Here is a 17,981-nt window from a genome sequence, read left to right as displayed (position 1 = left end):
TGAGCTAGCGGGCGGTGGCCCAGCCGCCCGCGACGGGGATCAACTGTCCGGTGATGAAATCCGAGGTCGGGCCGGCGAGGAAGGCGACGATGGCGGCGGCTTCCTCCGGCTTGCCGAGACGGCGAAGCGGGATGTTGCCGAGGATCTTGTCGCGCGACTTCGGATCGTCGAGGAGCGAGGCCGGAAAATAGTCCGGGCTCTCGATGAAATTGAAGCCAAGCGCATTCACCTGAATGTTGTGGGAAGCGAGTTCCTTGGCCAGCGTCAGTGCGAGCGAATTGGCGGCGCCCCGTGCAGCGGCATAGATGCTGTAGTTGGGGATACCGTTCATCGGCGCGGCGGAGGAAAGGAAGAGGATCTTTCCTGCCTTCTGCGCTTTCATTTGAGGCACGGCGGCGCGGGTCATGGCGAAAGATTTGAAGACCAGTGCCTCGAAGGTTTCATGCATGTCCTTGTCGGTGGCCTCGTCCACGGGGCCACGCACGGCTGGCCATGCGTCGTTGTTGATGAGGACGTCGAGGCGACCCTCGGCCTCCATGACGGCAGCGACGGCTTCTTCCGGCTTCTGCACGGCCAGGGTTTTGACGCCGGGCGCTTTCTCTTTAAAGGCGGTGCGGGCGGCGGCATCGGTGAAGCTCGCATCGACACCATAAACGGAGGCTCCCTCGGAGATGAGTGCGCGGGCGGAGGGCCCTCCCACGAAATGAGCGATATCCGTGATCAGAATGCTGCGTGCCATGCGTTTCCTCCGCCAAATCGGGATTGTCAGTTCTTGTGTGGCCGTGAGACTGTGTTGCCTCAAGAAGAAGGTCAAGAACAAGCAAGGACAGGGACGTGGGAAGCAAGGTCGAGTGGTGGAAGGGTGCCGTCGTCTATCAGATCTATCCGCGCAGTTTTTGCGACACGAATGGCGACGGCATCGGCGATCTCAAGGGCATTGAGGAGAAGCTCGACCATGTGGCGGGGCTCGGCGCGGACGCGATATGGCTGTCGCCTTTCTACCCGTCGCCGAACAAGGATTTCGGCTATGACGTTTCCGACTATTGCGACGTTGCGCCCGAGATGGGGACGATGGCGGATTTCGACCGGCTGGTCGCGGAGACGCACAAGCGCGGCATGAAGCTCATCGTGGATCAGGTGCTTGCGCATACGTCCGAGCAGCATCAGTGGTTTCAGGAGAGCCAGCTTTCCGCGAACAACGAGAAGTCAGACTGGTATGTCTGGGCGGATGCGAAGGAAGACGGGACGGTGCCGAACAACTGGCTCTCGGCCTTTGGCGGGCCGGCATGGTCGTGGAACCCGGTCAGGCGGCAGTACTACCACCACAAGTTTCTCAAGAGCCAGCCGAAGCTCAACTTTCATAATGAGGAAGTGGTGGAAGCGTGCATGAACGTGCTGCGCTTCTGGCTCGACCGGGGGGTGGACGGCTTCCGGCTCGATGTCGCGAATGCCTATCTGCACGACGCAACGCTGAGCGACAATCCGCCGCTGCCGATGGAGAAGCGGACTTTCATGGACTGGGCGCACGCACCGCGCCTGCAGCAGCATGTCCGCGATGCGAACACGCCCGAGAACGAATGGGCGATGAAGCGCGTACGCGCCGTGATGGAGGAATATGACGAGCGGCTCGCTTTCGGGGAGTTTTCCGAACGGCAGGAAATGCTCGGGCTCTATGCGGGCGGGCTGGAGCGGCTGCATACAGGCTATACGTTTCATTTCCTTGAGGACTGGAGCTTCGAGCCGCCCGTCTTCCGCGAATATTACGAAGACCTTCTTGCGCCGCTCGTTGATCTCTTTCCCTGCGTGACCTTTTCGAACCATGACATCGTGCGGCCCGTGACGCGCTGGGGCGGCGGGCAGGGCGACGATGCGCTGGCAAAACTTGCATTGACGATCCTCGTAGCGCTCAAGGGCACGGTGCTGATGTATCAGGGCGAGGAACTGGGGCTGCCGGAGGCGGATCTCGACCGGAAGGACATCAAAGACCCGGTGGGCGATCTCTATTTTCCGTGGGTGAAGGGGCGCGACGGCTGCCGCACGCCAATGCCGTGGGAAAGCAAGCCGGAAGGCGCGGGCTTCACGAGCGGTACGCCCTGGCTGCCGATCCCCGACTATCACAAGAGCCGAGCGGTTGATGCGCAAGGCGGGCCCGGTTCGGTGCTGGCGCATGCGAAGAAAGTCGTGGCTCTCCGCAAGGCGCATCCGGCGCTGAAGTTCGGCGATATCCGCTTTCTCGATACGGAAGGCAAGGTGCTTGCCTTCACGCGGGAGGCGGAGGGCGGGGCATTGTTTTGCGTGTTCAACCTCGGCGCGGAGGCGGCGAGCTACACGCTGCAGGATGGCGCGGGCGAGACTGTGTTCGAGCTAGGCGATGTGAAGCGCCAGAGTGCGGAATTATCACTCGGCGCGCGGGCTGGCGTGATCGTGAAGAATCCGAAGGCGGCATGACAAGCCGGGCAAACGGCGCGGGGTGTCATTTTTTCTTTTCTGTATCTGCCTGATTTTTGAGCGTCAGATACATGAGCGCGAGATAGACGATCGGAACAATTCCCAAGACGATGAATTCGACGAACCCGCCCGGATGCCCGCATTCCATGCAGGAAAAACGATAAGCGAAATAGATCACGATGGCCGCGATGATCAGCAGCCCAATCCACCATGCCAGAAGCGGGTTGCGCGGAGATTGTGTGGGCATCGTTCGTTCCTTCGTTATTCGGGCCTTCGCTATTCCAGCGGTGCCTGTGGCCGAAACTGAACTGTTGTATTGAAGCCTATACTACCTGGCCGTTATTCTGAAATAAGCTTTCTTGCTTCGAGTTCCGCCTGCGTGTCGATGTCGGTGAGGGTGGCGTCGTCCGGCATCGGGACTTCGCAGACGGCGTCTCCGTTTTCGCCGATGAGGTGCCTGGCGCCGGTGTCGCCCCTCACCTCCATCATGGCGTCGAACCAGTCGCGGCCCCAGAGGACGGGGTTGCCGCGCTTTCCGGCAACGGTCGGTACACAGATGGTACGGCCTTCTTCCGGGTCGAAGGCGGCGATCAGCTTGTCCAGATGGCTCGCGCGGATGTCCGGCATGTCGCCGAGGCAGACAAGCACACCGTCGATATCGTCCGGGAGGGCCGTGAGCCCCGTGCGGAGCGAGGTCGACAGGCCGTCCGCATAGTCCGGGTTGTGAACGAAGGTGATTTCCGGCTCCGAGAGCGCGGCGCGGACTTCCTCCTGCGCATTTCCGGTGACGACGAGGACGGGTTCGGCGCTGCTTTCGAGGGCGGCTTCCACGACATGCGCTATCATCGGTTTGCCGCTGAGAGGCATCAGGAGCTTGCTCGGGATAGCTGCATCGGCACTCTTCATCCGCGTGGAGCGGCCGGCGGCGAGGACAAGGGTGGCGATGCGCGCGCGGGCACCGGGAGCGGCCGCACCCTCGCGAGGCTGGGGCCGCGTCGGGATTTCCTTCAGCAGGCCGCCGAGGCCCATTCCCATGATGTCTTGCGGTGTGACTTCGAGGCCCGCCGCCAAGCGTGCGAGCACCCAGTCGAAACCGTTGAGCTTCGGTGAGCGGGCGCAGCCGGGCAGGCCGATGACCGGCGTCTCGCCATGGCGCGCGAGAAGCAGGAGATTGCCGGGATCGACGGGCATGCCGAAATGGAGGACATCGCCGCCCGCCAGCACGATGCCCGCCGGGACCACATCGCGCCGGTCGACCGTGGCAGAGGCGCCGAAGACGAGGATGGGCGAGAGGCCTTCCTTCGCGAGTGCCTGCACGGCGCCGGCAACGCCCCGGGCCGTATGCGGCGCGCGGATTTCCCGGGCGATGCTGCTGCCCATGGCGGCAAGGCGCGCATCGAGGATGGTACGGCTTTTTTCGAGGACGCTCTCCTTCGTGTTCGGAAGCTGGGTTGCGACGAGGCCCACCCGCCGGGGTTCGAAGCGGTGCAGAGTGACGGGGGCGGGGCCGTCTCGGGCAATCGCAAGCGCCTTGTCGAGATCGGCACGGGGGACCGCGAAGGGGATCACCTTCACCGTGGCGAGCATCTGGCGTTCGGCGACGGTTTCGTGGGGCGCGATGGTTGCGACAGTGATCGCCTCGCCGATGCGGTTTATGGCGTCTATGCGTGCCGGGTCGATGCCAATCACACCCGCGGCCTCAGCATGGAGATTGGCGCGGCCCGTGAAGGGCGCGGAAGCGCGAACGGAAAAACCGGCAAGGGCGGCGGCGAGGGCGCCTGCCGCCTCGTCTTCGGGGACGTCGTTTTCTTCGAGCCGTGCGGCGACGATATGACCGATGCCGGCATCCTTCAGGGCGGCTATGTCCGCCCGGCTCAGGACGCGGCCCTTCTTGAAGGTTTCGCTGCCAATCTTTTGCGAATGGGCGAGGATCGCGCCTTCCGCCTCGTCAGGGGCCATGTCACCGAAGATCATTTGCGGAGTGTCTCCGTTATCTGGGCCATGATCGAGATGGCGATTTCGGCCGGGCTTTTCGCGCCGATGGAAAGGCCGACCGGGCCATTGATACGGGCGATCTCGTCTTCGGCGAAGCCTGCCTCCGCGAGCCGGGCGGCGCGGGCGGCATGGGTCTTCTTCGAGCCCAGCGCGCCGACATAAAAGGCCGGGCTGCGCAGCGCCACATGGAGGGCGGGATCGTCGAGCTTCGGGTCGTGGGTGAGGGTGACGATGGCGGTGCGGGCATCAGGGGCGAGGGCGGCCATGGCTTCGTCCGGCCAGCCGGTGACGAGGTGCGTGCCGGGGAAACGCTCTTCAGAGGCGAAGGAGGTGCGTGGATCGACCACCGTCACGTCATAGCCGGCAAGGCTCGCGATCCGGGCCAGCGGTTGCGCGATATGGACGGCACCAACAAGGATGAGGCGGAGCGGCGGGTTGAACGGATTGAGGAACCATTCGCCATCGGGGCCTTCTACAATGCGTCCTCGGTCGCTGGCGAGAATCTGAGAAACAGCTTCAATTAACCATTTTTCTTCTTGTTTATCAGTTAGATAAACAAGTTTCTGCACTCCGTCTGTTAATCTTGTCGCAAGCGCTGTGGCGCGCTTTTCAGCACGGTCGCGGACGAGTTGCTGAAGGATGCGGGCGTCCATCTCAGGCTTTCACCGGCTCGACCATGACGCGGATGCGTCCGCCACAGGCGAGCCCGACCTCCCAGGCCATCGCGTCAGAGACACCATATTCGAGGATTTCCGGCTTGCCGGATTCCAGCGTTTCGAGCGCGCGGGTGACGACATCTCCCTCGATGCAGCCGCCGGAGACGGAACCAATGAAGGTTGCATCGTCGCGGATCGCGAGTTGACTACCGACCGGGCGCGGGGCCGAGCCCCAGGTTTCGATGACGGTCGCGAGGGCGACCTTGCGGCCTTCGGCCTGCCAACGGGCGGCTTCTTCCAGCACATTGTCGTGGTTCAGGGCTTCGCTCATGCGGCCTCCCTTCTTTCGGGCTTCCTGCCGATATGGGCATCGGACAGGGCATCGACCAGAGCTACGAGCGAGGCGATGTTATGGACCGGGCGGAACTCGTCCACATGAGGGAGCAGCGCCTTGACACCCAGGGCCTTGGGTTCGAAGCGCTCATAGCGCAGCAGCGGGTTCAGCCAGATGAGGCGGCGGGCCTGACGATGGAGGTGGGCAATCTCCGCTTCGACGCCTTCGCCTGCATCGCGGTCCAGCCCGTCGGTCACGAGGAGGACGGTCGCGCCCTGACCGAGCACGCGGCGGGCCCAGTCCACATTGAAGCGGTGGAGCGTCTCGCCGATACGGGTGCCGCCATCCCAGTCCTCGACGCGGGCGGCGACGCTGGCGAGCGCCTCGTCCACATCGCGATGCTTCAGCTCGCGCGTGACGTTGGTCAGGCGCGTGCCGAAGAGGAAGACGTGAACGCGGTCGCGGTCGTTGGTGAGAGCGTGCAGGAAGTGCAGAAAGACGCGGGCATAGGCGGACATGGAACCAGAAATATCGCAAAGGACGACGAGGGGCGGGCGGCGGTGGCGATAGTCTCGGCGTTTCAGCGGGATGACGCCACCGGAGCGGAGCGTGGCGCGCAGCGTCGAACGCATATCGACAAGCTGACCGCGAGCGGCGGGTCTTGTGCGCCTTGTGCGGTGTTCATCCAGCGTCAGGCGGAGGCGGGAGATGGCGGCCTTTGCCTCGGCCAGTTCCGCGACCGACATTTTCTCGAAGTCTTTTGTGCGGAGAAGTTCGTCCTTGGAGAAGGTTTCGCTGCGATCCACCTCGATATCGGGTTCATCCTCGGTGGCGGGGCTTCCTTCGCCGAAAAGTGCTTCGGCGAGACGGCGGCTCTGCTCTTCCTCGCCGGTGTTTGGCGGCGTTTTCACATCCGGCAGCATGAGCGACATCATCTTGTCGAGGAGCTTCGGGTTGCGCCAGAAAACGTGGAACGCCTGCCGGAATATCTCCTGTTCCTCGTGACGCTTTACCAGTGTCGCATGGAGCGTCCAGTAGAAATCCTCGCGTGTGCCTATGCCCGCTGCCTCGACCGCTTCGACAGCATCGAGAACCTGCCGCGGGCCGACACGGAGACCGGCGCGGCGCAGGACGCGGGCAAAATGCAGAATGTTTTCGGATAGACGTCCGGGCGCGGTTTCCATGTCATTCCGCCGCCGTGGCCATCCGAATTTCCTCCAGAATGCGGGCAGCTTCGCTTCCGGCGACGCGGGCGATGTCATCCTGATATTTCAGAAGCGCGCCCAGCGTGTCGTTCACCGACTGCTTGTCGAGGGAAATGGCGTCGAGCGCGGTCAGGGCTTCCGCCCAGTCGATCGTTTCGGCGATGCCGGGATTCTTGTAGAGGTCGAGGGTGCGGAGCTTCTGTACGAAGGCGATGATATCGCGGGAGAGTTTTTCCGGTGTGCCGGGTGCCTTCAGTTTCAGGATCGCGAGTTCGCGCTCCGCGTCGGGGTAGTCGACCCAGTGATAGAGGCAGCGGCGCTTCAGCGCGTCGTGGATTTCGCGCGTACGGTTGGAGGTCACGATGACGATGGGCGGATGCTCGGCCTTGATGGTGCCGATTTCGGGCACACTGACCTGGAAGTCGGAAAGGACTTCGAGGAGATAGGCTTCGAAAGGCTCGTCCGTGCGGTCGAGTTCGTCGATCAGCAGGACGGGCGGACCTTCGACAGCGGGCTCCAGCGCTTGCAGGATCGGACGGCGGATGAGAAAACGCTCGGAAAAGACATCCTTGCCGAGTTCGGTGCGATCCTCGACGCCCTGAGCTTCGGCAAGGCGGATCTCGATCATCTGCGCCTGATAGTTCCACTCATAGACCGCCGCGCCGGTATCCAGGCCCTCATAGCATTGCAGGCGGATGAGGCGGCGGCCAAGCGCCTGCGAGAGAACTTTCGCGATTTCCGTTTTGCCGACGCCTGCCTCGCCTTCGAGCAGGAGCGGACGGCCCATCTTCAATGCGAGGAAGATGACGGTCGCAAGGGAACGGTCGGCGACATAATCGCCGCGCGCGAGAAGCTCGACGGTTTCGTCGATATTGGAAGGCAACGTCATGAACTCAACCTAGAACGGGAACGGGCCCTCGCCAAGTCAGCCCGCCGCCGCGACGGCGCGCTTTGCCATAACGGTGATGAGGTGGGCGCGATATTCGGCGGTGCCGTGGAGGTCGGCGTTGAGTCCTTTTGCGGGCAGATTGATGCCGGCGACGGCATCGGGCGACCAGTTTTTCGCCAGCGCCTCTTCCATTTCGGCCACGCGGAAAACGCCGTTCTGACCGGCGCCGGTGACGGCGACACGCACGCCCCAGGGGCCTTTCGAGACAAAGACGCCGACCATCGCATAGCGCGAAGCGGGGTTGCGGAACTTCATAAAGGCCGCCTTCTCGGGATGCGGAAAGGTGACTTCCTTGATGATCTCGCCATCCTGAAGCGCCGTCTCAAACATGCCCTTGAAGAATTCATCCGCCTCGATGAGACGCTTTGTTGTGTGGATCTTTGCGTCGAGACCGAGGCAGGCGGCTGGATAGTCCGCTGCCGGATCGTTATTGGCGATGGAGCCGCCCAGCGTACCCATGTGGCGGACGGCGGGGTCGCCGATCCCGCCCGCGAGCGCGGCAAGGGCGGGGTTGTGCTTCTGCACATCCGCAGACTGCGCGACGGTAGCATGGCGCGTGCCGGCTCCGATCATGATGGCATCGCCTTCGGCACGGATGAAATCAAGTTCCTTGATGCCGCCGATGTCGATCACATCGCTCGGCATGGCGAGGCGCTGCTTCAGCGTGGGGATCAGCGTCTGGCCACCCGCAAGTATTTTCGGATCGTCCGCCTTGCCGAGAAGAGCTTCGGCATCCGCCAGTGTTTTCGGGCGCTCATAATGGAACTGATACATGGGGCGTTTCCTTTGGCTGACTTTATTCGGCGGCGGCGCGCGGGGCGGCGGCTTGCAGGGCGGACCAGACGCGCGCAGGCGTCGCGGGCATTTCGATGTCACGGATGCCGAGCGCATCCGTAATGGCGTTGATGACGGCGGGCGGGGAGGCGATAGCGCCTGCTTCGCCGCAACCTTTCATGCCTAGCGGGTTGGACGGGCTTTCGGTTTTCGTGAAGCCGAGCGTGAAGCTTGGCAGATCATCCGCGCGGGGCATGCAATAGTCCATGTAGGAGCCGGTGATGAGCTGGCCGGACTCTGCATCGTAGACGCCGTGTTCGAGCAGCGCCTGACCGACGCCCTGCGCGATGCCGCCATGAACCTGACCTTCGACGATCAGCGGGTTTATGACAGTGCCGAAATCGTCGACGGCGACAAATTTCGCGATCTTTGTGATGCCGGTATCGGGATCGATCTCAACTTCGCAGATATGGCAACCGGCGGGGAATGTGAAGTTCGTCGGATCGTAGAAGGCGCCTTCCTTAAGGCCCGGTTCGATCTCGCCGGAGGGAAACCCATGCGCCGTGTAGGCGGCGAGGGAAAGCTCCGCCCAGGCGAGCGACTTGTCGGTGCCCTGAACGGTGAAGGTACCGTTTTCGAAGGTAATATCCTCGACGGCCGCTTCCATGAGATGGGCCGCGATCTTCTTTGCCTTGGCTTCGATCTTGTCGAGCGCCTTCACGATGGCGCTCATGCCGACGGCGCCGGAGCGCGAGCCATAGGTGCCCATGCCGAACTGCACCTTGTCGGTGTCGCCGTGAACGATCTCGACCTGCTCCATCGGGATGCCGAGACGCGAGGCGACGAGTTGTGCGAAAGTTGTTTCATGGCCCTGACCATGGCTGTGGGAGCCGGTCATTACCTCGACATTGCCGGTGGGGTTCACGCGAACCTCCGCACTCTCCCAGAGACCGACACCGGCGCCGAGCGAACCGACGGCGGCAGAAGGGGCGAGGCCGCAGGCCTCGATATAGGAGGACATGCCTATACCACGCAATTTGCCGCGGCTGGCGGCTTCCGACTTGCGGGCCGGGAAGCCGGCATAGTCGATGGCCTTCATGGCGGCGTCCAGCGAGGCTTCATAGTCGCCTGCGTCATAGTTCATGATGACGGGGGTCTGATGCGGGAATGTGCGGATGTAGTTGCGGCGGCGAAGTTCGGCGGGGTCCATGCCGATTTCGCGAGCCGCGGTTTCGACCATGCGTTCGACGAGATAGGTTGCTTCCGGCCGGCCTGCGCCGCGATAGGCATCCACCGGCGCCGTATGCGTATAGACGCCATCGACCTCGACGTGGATCGCGGGGAGGTCGTATTGGCCGGAAAGCAGCGTACCGTAGAGATAGGTCGGCACGGCGGCCGAGAAGGTTGAGAGATAGGCGCCGAGATTGGCGATGGTCTTCACCCGCAGTCCAAGAAACTTGCCTTCACTGTCGAGCGCCAGTTCGGCATGGCTCAGATGGTCGCGGCCATGCGCATCCGACAGGAAGGCTTCCGAGCGGTCGCCCGTCCATTTGATCGGACGGCCGACTTTCGCCGCCGCCCAGACGCAGGCCGTCTCTTCCGCATAGATGAAAATCTTGGAGCCAAAGCCGCCGCCCACATCAGGCGCGATGACGCGGAGCTTGTGTTCGGGTGCGACGCCGACAAAAGCGGAGAGGACCAGCCGCGCCACATGCGGGTTCTGGCTGGTGGTGTGGAGCGTGTAGATGCCGGAGCCCTTATCGAACTCGCCGATAGCGGCGCGAGGTTCCATCGCATTCGGGATGAGACGATTGTTCGTGAGGTCGAGCTTCACGACACGATCGGCCCTGGCAAAGGCCGCTTCCGTTTCGGCCTTGTTGCCGAGTTCCCATTCGAAGCAAGTGTTGCGCGGGGCTTCGGGATGAACCTGCGCGGTCTTTTCATTCTGGCAGGTGGAGAGCGCGACAGCGGCGGACAGCGCCTCGTAGTCGACGTCGATCAACTCGGCGGCCGCGCGGGCGTCGGCAAGTGTTTCGGCAACCACCATGGCAACGTGATCGCCGACATAGCGGACCGTATCGAGGGCGAGGATCGGATGGGCGCCGACCTTCATCGGCGTGCCGTCTTTCGAGGTAACCGTCCAGCCGCAGATGAGGCCGCCCAGTTCGTCATCGGCGACATGCTTGCCGGTGAAGACGGCGACGACGCCCGGGGCCGCCTCTGCGGCAGATGTGTCTATCGATCTGATGCGGGCATGAGCGTGGGGTGAGCGAAGAAAACAGGCCCAGGTTTGGCCGGTACGGTTGATGTCGTCGGTGTAGTGTCCATTGCCCGTGATGAAACGAAAGTCTTCCTTGCGGCGAACCGGCTGACCGATGCCTTCTCCCGAAGCTTTGTCCGACATCTGGATTTCTCCTCCCGAGAAAATTCCTCCGCTCTCTCCGTCAGCGCATCTCCTGAGATGCGGCGAGGATTGCCTTCACGATGTTGTGGTAGCCGGTGCAGCGGCAGATATTGCCGTCGAGTTCCTCGCGCACCGTTTCCTCGTCGAGATCCGGCTTGCGGCGGATCATATCCACGGCTGTCATGATCATGCCCGGCGTGCAGAAGCCGCATTGCAGTCCGTGATGTTCGCGGAAGGCCGCCTGCATGGGATGAAGATCGCCATTTTTTGCGAGACCTTCGATGGTCAGGACTTCCGCGCCTTCGGCTTGCGCGGCGAGCATGGTGCAAGACTTCACCGCGCGGCCATCGACATGAACGACGCAAGCGCCGCATTGGCTGGTGTCGCAGCCGACATGCGTACCGGTGAGACCAAGCTCATCGCGGATGAACTGGACAAGCAGCGTTCGCGCCTCGACGTCGGCGCTAGCGGGCTTGCCGTTGACCGTCATGGAAACAACGGACATGCGACTTACCTCCCTTGAGTAGCTGTGCCTCTGGCGGAGTTATATTTCCGCAGCGTTTTGAAGAGTCTCGGCTCTCGACCCGCCGCCGTCAAGCGCGGGCCCTCGAAGCAGCTTCAAAAGCCGATGAACCAGAGGAGCAAGATGAGAGCGATTATCACCAGAGGGCCCCAAACCCAGGGCGAAAGGCTCATGCCTGCTTCCTCGTCGGGCATCATCGGGACGCCCGTGGGCGAGATTGCGTCGTAGTCCGGCGACTTGCCGGGAATGCCGTGCTCCATCTCGTTGATGAGCTCTGGCGTTTCCGATGCGGCAGGCTCGACACGGCTGCCGCCCGCGAGTTGCGAGAAGTTGTCGAAAAACTCCTGCGACATGCGCGACGCCGTAGAGTCGATGAAGCGCTGACCAATCTGGGCGAGCTTGCCGCCCACTTGCGCATTCACGGTGTAGGCGAGAAGTGTACCGCCATCCGCCTCGGTGAGCGTTACCTTGGCGGACCCCTTGGCGAAGCCTGCCGCGCCGCCATTGCCTTCACCGGAAATCGTGTAGCCATTCGGCGGGTCGATGTCCGTGAGCTTCACCTTGCCCTTGAAGCGGGCACTGACGGGGCCGACCTTTGCCTTAGCCACGGCTTCGAATTCATCGTCGGCTGTCTTGGTGACGGATTCAGCGCCGGGGATCGATTTCTGCAGGACTTCAGGATCGTTGAGTGCTGCCCAGACTTCTTCACGCGGGGCCGGAATTTTGTATTCGCCTGACATTTCCATGGGGCGTCTCCTTCTGATCTGGTTTCCGGCGTACGGGTCGAGTTTTATTCAGGATATCATATGTAGGCCAGAACCAGCGTCATACCCAGAAGTACCGCCATCCAAAGCACCATCGAACCTGTCGGCCAGGTGCGGGCGAGCGGACCTTGCGGGCCGTGGGTGCGGTAGATGGCGGCGATGAACCTGTCCAAGCGGGCCAAGGTGATGCGGGATGAAAATTTCCATGTGCCGTTCACGAGCCTGTAGAGGCCGATGGTCAAGGCGAAGAAGAACTTTCGATAGATCCAGTCGGAGTCGAGCAGGATGCCGCGTTCGGGCTTTGCCAGCAGGCCGAAGCGGACACACATCGCGAAGCCAAGCGCTACGAAGGCGAGAAGCTGCAACTGCGTGACGATGTGGGAAAGCGTATAGGGCTCATAAGCGACATCGTTGGGCAGCAATCCATAGAGCACGGCCGGAAAGCCCCCGATACCGGCGCAGAGCAGCGCGGTAAGCCCCATGGCGAGGTTCATATGTGCGGGCGCCTCTTTCGGCCGCTTGCCGCTATCCGAACCGAAAAAGGCCAGCCAGGGGAGCCGGAGCCCGGTGTGGACAAAGGCGCCTATCGAAGCAAAGAGAAGAATGAGCCAGACGTAGAAATATTCCTCATAGCCGCTTGCGCTCAGGATGAGCGATTTGGAGACAAAGCCCGAAAGGAGCGGGAAAGCGGAAATCGACGCCCCGCCGAGCAGACAAAAGAACATCGTCAGCGGCATGGTGCGGTAGAGCCCGCCAAGCGCCGATGCGCGCGCCGTGCCTGTGCGATAGAGAACGGCGCCGATGCTCATGAAGAGCAGCGCCTGATAGAGAATGCTGCAGATGGCATGCGCGACCGCGCCATTTATGGCGAGCGGCGTGCCTATGCCCGCGCCGACAACCATGAAGCCGAGCTGGCTGTTGAGGGAATAGGTGAGCACACGGCGGAGGTCGTTTTCGAGCAGAGCGAAGAAAACCGGGAAGAGTGCCATCGCCGCGCCGATATAGATGAGCAGTTCGGTCCCGGGGAAGCCGCGCAAGAGGGCGTAGACGGCAAGCTTTGTCGTAAAGACCGAGAGGATGACCGTGCCGGACACCGTCGCGGACGGATAGGCGTCGTGCATCCAGTTATGCAGAAGCGGAAAGGCGCATTTGACGCCGAAGGCGATGAAGATCATCCATGTCGCCAGGCTTCCAAGCTCCATCGCTCCAAACGCAACAGATCCGGTTTCACGATAAAGCAGGATGACGCCCGCCATCAGCACCACACCGGAACTGATCTGCACGATGAGATAGCGCATGCCGGCGGCGTAGGCGCCTTCGGTACGCCGCGCCCAGATCAGGAAGACGGAGGCGATGGCCGTGCCTTCCCAGAAGACGAAGAGGGAGACGAGATCGGCGGCGAAGACCGCGCCGATGGCAGAGCCCGCATAGAGAAGGCCTGCGACCTGCTGGATCGTATCGCGCACATGCCAGGCATAAATGGCGGCGAGAACGGCGGCGATGGAAAATATCAGGCCGAAGATGCGAGAGAGATCGTCTATCTGCATGAGCCCGACATGAAGGCCCATGAGATTGAAGGAGCTGTAGGTGCCGGGTGGCAGAGACCAGAAAACGGCCACGCCCGCGAAGGGCACGAGGACGCAAACGATCTGTCTGAGCAGGCCCTTGGGAAGGAAGGGCAGAAGGATGGCGGCAGCGATATAGAGTGTGGCGGGCGTCAGAAGTTCAGGCATGGGTATTCTCCCGCCCGAGATCCGCTTCCGGGTGCTCTTCCGATTCCACCGAGTAAGGCGCGTAATAGTCTTCGTTTCGTTTCACGAGGACGCGCAAAACCTTGGCGGCAATGGCCATCGCGACACACATGATGAAGCCGTAGATCCCGTAAAAGCCCGGGATGTCTTCAATCTCGAAGTAGACGTGCTTGTGATAGAAAAAATCCGCGAGAGCGAGACCCGTGCAAAGAACCGCGAGCGCCCAGACGAGGCGCCTGACCTTGATCCGGTCCTCTGTCCAGAGCAGGTGGCGGCTCAGCCAGGGCAGGCGAGCCGGACTACCCGCGCGAGGGGGATTCGGACCTGTCATGGTGTGGCCTCCGGCAAGATCGGGATGCTGAGCAGATATTCATAGAGACCGCCTGCGGCGAAGAAGAGGACGATGCAGCCCAGCGCCGTGACGCAGATGGGAACCAGGCAGAAAAGCGGTGCTTCTTCCACGCCACCTGAAACGGCGGCCTGACCTTTTTGCGGCGCGAAGAAAGCCCGGCCGGGAATCGACAACAGGTAGGCGACGTTCAGGAGCGAACTCAGCATGAGGATACCGATGGCAACGAGCTGTTCCGCTTCGGCGGCAGACAGCAGCAGATACCATTTGCTCCAGGCGCCGCCAAAGGGAGGCAGTCCGATGATGCTCAAGGAGGCGATGGTGAAGCAGATGAAAGTGACGGGCATTTTCCGGCCCAGCCCGTCGAGCTCGCTCACTTTCGTTTTGTGTACGGCGACATAAATCGCGCCAGCGCACATGAAGAGCGTGATCTTGCCCATTGCATGCATGACGATATGCATGGAGCCGCCAATGACGCCCATCTGGTTCGCAAGCGCGACGCCCAAGGTGATGTAGGAAAGCTGACTGACCGTTGAATAAGCGAGGCGGGCTTTGAGGTCGTCCTTGGTGAGGGCGATGACGGAGGCGATCAGAATAGAGGCGCCGGCCACCCAGATGAGCCAGTCGGACGCACCGGTCCTGCTGAGGAAGCCAACGCCGAAAATATAGGTACCCACCTTCAGCATGGTGAAGACGCCCGCCTTCACGACAGCAACGGCATGGAGCAGCGCGCTGACGGGCGTTGGCGCGACCATGGCGGCGGGGAGCCAGCGATGGAAGGGCATAAGCGCGGCCTTGCCGATACCGAAGGCGAAGAGCGCCAACAGGAACGGCACATAGACGGGATCGATATGGCCTTCGAGAATGCCCCCGGCGCGGAACTCCATTGTTCCGGTGAGGTTCCATGTCCAGATGACAGCGACCAGCAGAAACAGGATTGAGGTCGTCATCAGAATGCCGAGATAAACGCGGGCACCAGCACGCGCTTCCGGCGTCTCCTTGTGCGCGACGAGCGGATAAGTCGAGATCGTCAGCACTTCGTAGAAGATGAAGAGTGTGAAGAGATTGCCGGAGAAGGCGATTGCCAGCGCTGAAGCGATGGCCAGAGCAAAGCAGATATAGAAGCGTGTCTGCTTCTTCTCCTGTGCGCCCCGCATGTAACCGATGGAATAGATAGCCGTAACGATCCACAATCCCGACGCAACTGTGGCGAAAAGCATGCCAAGAGGTTCGATTGAGAAGTTGATGACGAGGCCGGGCATGACCTCCACAAGTGTCACGGAGGGACGCGCGCCGCCTATCACGGATTGGAGAAGCCGCAGAACGACCGCGAAGGTGGCGATGGACGCAACAATGCTGATGCCATCGCGGATATTCGGGCGGCTGCCTGCGGCTGCGATCAGAAACATTGCGGCAGTTGGAATGGAGAGAGCGAGAAGGAGTGCGCTGGCGTCGGTCATGGCGACTTACTCCTCCCAGAGAATTTGCGACGAGCCGATCAGCACGTCTGCGGCGCGGCTTGCAGCGGTGGTGGTGAGAGTGGCGTTCACGCCGAACCAGATGGAAAGGCCGACGAGTATCCACGCCGGCACAAGCATGGAAAGTGGTGCTTCCTTGCGCGTGACACCTTCAGGGGCGGGCTGAAGATAGGCTGCCTCGACCACGCGCCAGACATAGACGACGGCCAGCAGAGATGAGGCCATGATGAGCAGCGCGACCGGCCACCAGCCGAGTTCGAGGGCGGCCTGCACGAGATACCACTTGCTGACGAAGCCGACCGTGAGCGGCAAACCGATAAGGCCCATGCCGCCCACAACGAAAGCCGCTGTCGTCCAGGGCATATCGCGACCGATACCGCGAAGGCCCGATATGGAACTCGTGCCGGCGGCGAGAATATAGCACCCCGCGATCATGAAGAGCGCGCCCTTGGTGACGGCGTGATTGAAGAGGTGAACGATGGTTGCCATAAGGCCGGTAGGCGTCAGGAAGGCGAGGCCAAGCAGCATGTAGCCAATCTGGGCGATGCTCGAATAGGCGAGCATTCGCTTGAGGTCATCCTGGAAGATTGCGACGAGTGAGGCTGCAAACATCGCGATGATTGCGACCGGCAGCAGCACGTTTTCAAGCGTGGCGGCCTGGAACTCGTAGTCGAAACCGAAGACGGTGAACATGAAGCGCAGAAGCACGTAGATAGCGACCTTCGTTGCTGTCGCGGCAATAAACGCAGTGACCGCAGAAGGCGCGAATGTGTAGGCGTTCGGCAGCCAGAGATGCAGCGGGAACATCGCCAGTTTCAGGCCGATACCTATGAAAATGAAGACGAAGCCCATGCGCAGGGTGCTGCTGTCGCCGTGGTTCGCAATCCTCGTAGAGAGGTCGGCAATGTTCAGTGTGCCCGTTATCATGTAGAGCATGCCGATGCCGATAACGAAGAAGGTCGCGCCAATGGTACCCATGATCAGGTAGTTGTAGGCAGCCGTAAGCGCGCGCTGGTTTCGCCATGCTCCTGCTGCGACGAGCGCATAGGTCGAAAGCGACGAGATCTCGAGGAAAACGAAGACGTTGAAGGCATCGCCGGTGATCGTTACGCCGAGGAGGCCTGTCATGCACACCAGAAATGCGGTGTAGAAGAGGGGCTGCCGGTCGGCAGGGATCTCAAGGGCAACACTTCGCCGGGCATAGGGCAGGACGAGTGCGGCCATGCCGGAGATAATCATCAGAACGAATGCGTTCAGGACGTCGACGCGGTACTCAATTCCCAGGGGTGGAGCCCAGCCGCCCATTTCATAGGGAATGACCTCGCCGCCATAGGTCGCGATGAAAAGCGATATGGAGATGGCAAAGGTCAGGAATGCGGCAAAAGTCGCAAAAGCCCAAGCCCGATTACCCTTGCCCAGCATCGCGCAGATGGGGGCGGCCACAAGCGGCAGCACCACCTGCAAGGCAGGCAGGTTCGCTTCGATCAGCGCAATCATTGACTGTAACCTCCCTGCGGGTTGCCCGCCGGAGTTTCCATCTCGCGCTCGATTTCCACGATATCGTCCTCTTCGACCGTCCCATAGGCCTCGCGTATACGCACGACCAGCGCCAGGCCGACCGCTGTCGTCGCGATGCCGACGACGATGGCCGTGAGGATCAGGACGTGAGGCAAGGGATTCGAATAAATTGTCTCGGGTTGTTCCGTGAGAACGGGGGCGGTGCCACCCACGACCTTTCCCATAGAGATGTAGAGCATGAAGACCGCGGTCTGGAAGATGTTCAGTCCAACGATCTTCTTGATCAGATTGCCACGGCTCGCCGTTATGTAGAGGCCCGTCATCATCAGAATGACGAACATCCAATAGTTGTAGCGGCCGAGAATGAATTCGAGGTCGAAGACGATATCGGACATTACCAGTCCTTATCGTCGAGCGGAGGATTCTGGCTCGTAAAGGCGATGAAGAGCGACAGCATGACGGATGCCACGGTGACGCCGACGCCGAACTCCACGATTACAATACCCCACTCCTGTGCGTGGACAGGGTTTTCCGTCAGGGCATTGTAGCTGAGAAACGCCTCGCCGAGCAGCATGGTGACAATGCCGGTGCCTGCGAAGATCAGCACGCCGATGCCCGTCAGCGCATGAAGAAGACGCGGCGGCACGACGCGCGTCAGCTCGTCGACGCCATAGACGAGCGAAAAGAGAATGAAGGCGACGGCGAAAACGACGCCTGCCTGGAAGCCGCCACCCGGGCTGTATTCGCCGTGGAATTGCACATACAGGGCGTAGACCAAAATCGGCGGGATCAGCAATTTGGAGACGACCCGAAGAATGGAGTGATGTTGCATA

The 17,981-nt window shown here is 61.6% G+C and carries 17 protein-coding genes and 1 pseudogene; 1 reads left to right on the top strand and 17 read right to left on the bottom strand.

The features are described from left to right. Positions 1 to 4 precede the first annotated feature (4 nt). Positions 5 to 739, bottom strand: coding sequence for an SDR family oxidoreductase (locus ABJO61_RS05640; protein WP_348326243.1), 735 nt, complete (start codon positions 737 to 739; stop codon positions 5 to 7). A gap of 95 nt (positions 740 to 834) precedes the next feature. Here ABJO61_RS05640 and ABJO61_RS05635 point away from each other — a divergent pair, with 95 nt between their 5' ends. After that, positions 835 to 2,448, top strand: a complete 1,614-nt coding sequence (locus ABJO61_RS05635; RefSeq protein ID WP_348326242.1) for an alpha-glucosidase family protein — start codon at positions 835 to 837, stop codon at positions 2,446 to 2,448. Positions 2,449 to 2,473: 25 nt separating this feature from the next. Here the strand turns inward: ABJO61_RS05635 and ABJO61_RS05630 are convergent, their stop codons facing one another. From ABJO61_RS05630 to ABJO61_RS05555, 16 genes and pseudogenes are all read right to left on the bottom strand, one after another. Then, entirely contained in the window at positions 2,474 to 2,695 is a 222-nt protein-coding gene (locus ABJO61_RS05630) for a hypothetical protein (RefSeq protein WP_348326240.1), read from the bottom strand. Positions 2,696 to 2,787: 92 nt separating this feature from the next. Beyond that, on the bottom strand, positions 2,788 to 4,422 hold the full coding sequence (locus tag ABJO61_RS05625) for a molybdopterin-binding/glycosyltransferase family 2 protein (RefSeq protein WP_348326238.1): 1,635 nt from the start codon (positions 4,420 to 4,422) through the stop codon (positions 2,788 to 2,790). After that, complete coding sequence (locus ABJO61_RS05620; RefSeq protein ID WP_348326236.1) at positions 4,419 to 5,096, bottom strand: XdhC family protein; 678 nt, start codon at positions 5,094 to 5,096, stop codon at positions 4,419 to 4,421. Before ABJO61_RS05620 ends, ABJO61_RS05625 begins: the two co-directional genes overlap by 4 nt. A gap of 1 nt (position 5,097) precedes the next feature. Continuing rightward, the gene (locus ABJO61_RS05615) at positions 5,098 to 5,430 is read right to left on the bottom strand and encodes an XdhC family protein (RefSeq protein ID WP_293331776.1); all 333 of its coding nucleotides are present in this window, start codon (positions 5,428 to 5,430) and stop codon (positions 5,098 to 5,100) included. After that, positions 5,427 to 6,617, bottom strand: coding sequence for a VWA domain-containing protein (locus ABJO61_RS05610; RefSeq protein WP_348326234.1), 1,191 nt, complete (start codon positions 6,615 to 6,617; stop codon positions 5,427 to 5,429). The genes ABJO61_RS05615 and ABJO61_RS05610 overlap by 4 nt, the downstream gene beginning before the upstream one ends. A gap of 1 nt (position 6,618) precedes the next feature. Next, positions 6,619 to 7,527 (bottom strand): MoxR family ATPase, encoded by a 909-nt coding sequence (locus tag ABJO61_RS05605; RefSeq protein ID WP_348326232.1) that lies wholly within the window; start codon positions 7,525 to 7,527, stop codon positions 6,619 to 6,621. A gap of 36 nt (positions 7,528 to 7,563) precedes the next feature. After that, positions 7,564 to 8,361 carry a xanthine dehydrogenase family protein subunit M gene (locus ABJO61_RS05600; RefSeq protein ID WP_348326230.1) on the bottom strand — a complete coding sequence of 266 codons (798 nt, stop codon included), beginning with the start codon at positions 8,359 to 8,361 and terminating at the stop codon, positions 7,564 to 7,566. 22 nt (positions 8,362 to 8,383) lie between these two features. Continuing rightward, positions 8,384 to 10,765, bottom strand: a complete 2,382-nt coding sequence (locus ABJO61_RS05595) for a xanthine dehydrogenase family protein molybdopterin-binding subunit (protein WP_348330674.1) — start codon at positions 10,763 to 10,765, stop codon at positions 8,384 to 8,386. A gap of 40 nt (positions 10,766 to 10,805) precedes the next feature. Then, entirely contained in the window at positions 10,806 to 11,270 is a 465-nt protein-coding gene (locus ABJO61_RS05590; protein WP_348327588.1) for a (2Fe-2S)-binding protein, read from the bottom strand. 326 nt (positions 11,271 to 11,596) lie between these two features. Beyond that, positions 11,597 to 12,034, bottom strand: a pseudogene (locus tag ABJO61_RS05585) (carbon monoxide dehydrogenase subunit G); the annotation flags it as partial. Positions 12,035 to 12,090: 56 nt separating this feature from the next. After that, positions 12,091 to 13,785: a Na(+)/H(+) antiporter subunit D gene (locus ABJO61_RS05580; RefSeq protein WP_348327585.1), complete on the bottom strand. Its 1,695-nt coding sequence runs from the start codon at positions 13,783 to 13,785 to the stop codon at positions 12,091 to 12,093. Continuing rightward, complete coding sequence (locus ABJO61_RS05575) at positions 13,778 to 14,134, bottom strand: hypothetical protein (RefSeq protein ID WP_348327582.1); 357 nt, start codon at positions 14,132 to 14,134, stop codon at positions 13,778 to 13,780. The genes ABJO61_RS05580 and ABJO61_RS05575 overlap by 8 nt, the downstream gene beginning before the upstream one ends. Beyond that, positions 14,131 to 15,612, bottom strand: a complete 1,482-nt coding sequence (locus ABJO61_RS05570; RefSeq protein ID WP_348327579.1) for a monovalent cation/H+ antiporter subunit D family protein — start codon at positions 15,610 to 15,612, stop codon at positions 14,131 to 14,133. The genes ABJO61_RS05575 and ABJO61_RS05570 overlap by 4 nt, the downstream gene beginning before the upstream one ends. A 6-nt stretch (positions 15,613 to 15,618) precedes the next feature. Further along, positions 15,619 to 17,127 carry a monovalent cation/H+ antiporter subunit D family protein gene (locus tag ABJO61_RS05565; RefSeq protein WP_348327576.1) on the bottom strand — a complete coding sequence of 503 codons (1,509 nt, stop codon included), beginning with the start codon at positions 17,125 to 17,127 and terminating at the stop codon, positions 15,619 to 15,621. Further along, entirely contained in the window at positions 17,124 to 17,543 is a 420-nt protein-coding gene (locus ABJO61_RS05560) for a cation:proton antiporter subunit C (protein ID WP_348327573.1), read from the bottom strand. Before ABJO61_RS05560 ends, ABJO61_RS05565 begins: the two co-directional genes overlap by 4 nt. Then, the gene (locus tag ABJO61_RS05555; RefSeq protein ID WP_348327570.1) at positions 17,543 to 17,980 is read right to left on the bottom strand and encodes a Na(+)/H(+) antiporter subunit B; all 438 of its coding nucleotides are present in this window, start codon (positions 17,978 to 17,980) and stop codon (positions 17,543 to 17,545) included. The genes ABJO61_RS05560 and ABJO61_RS05555 overlap by 1 nt, the downstream gene beginning before the upstream one ends. Position 17,981: the final 1 nt, after the last annotated feature.

It is taken from the genome of Parvibaculum sp. (assembly GCF_039973015.1).
Classification (GTDB): Bacteria; Pseudomonadota; Alphaproteobacteria; order Parvibaculales; family Parvibaculaceae; genus Parvibaculum.
The sequence above is the reverse complement of the archived record's forward strand: the minus strand, read 5'-3'. Positions and strand labels throughout refer to the sequence as shown.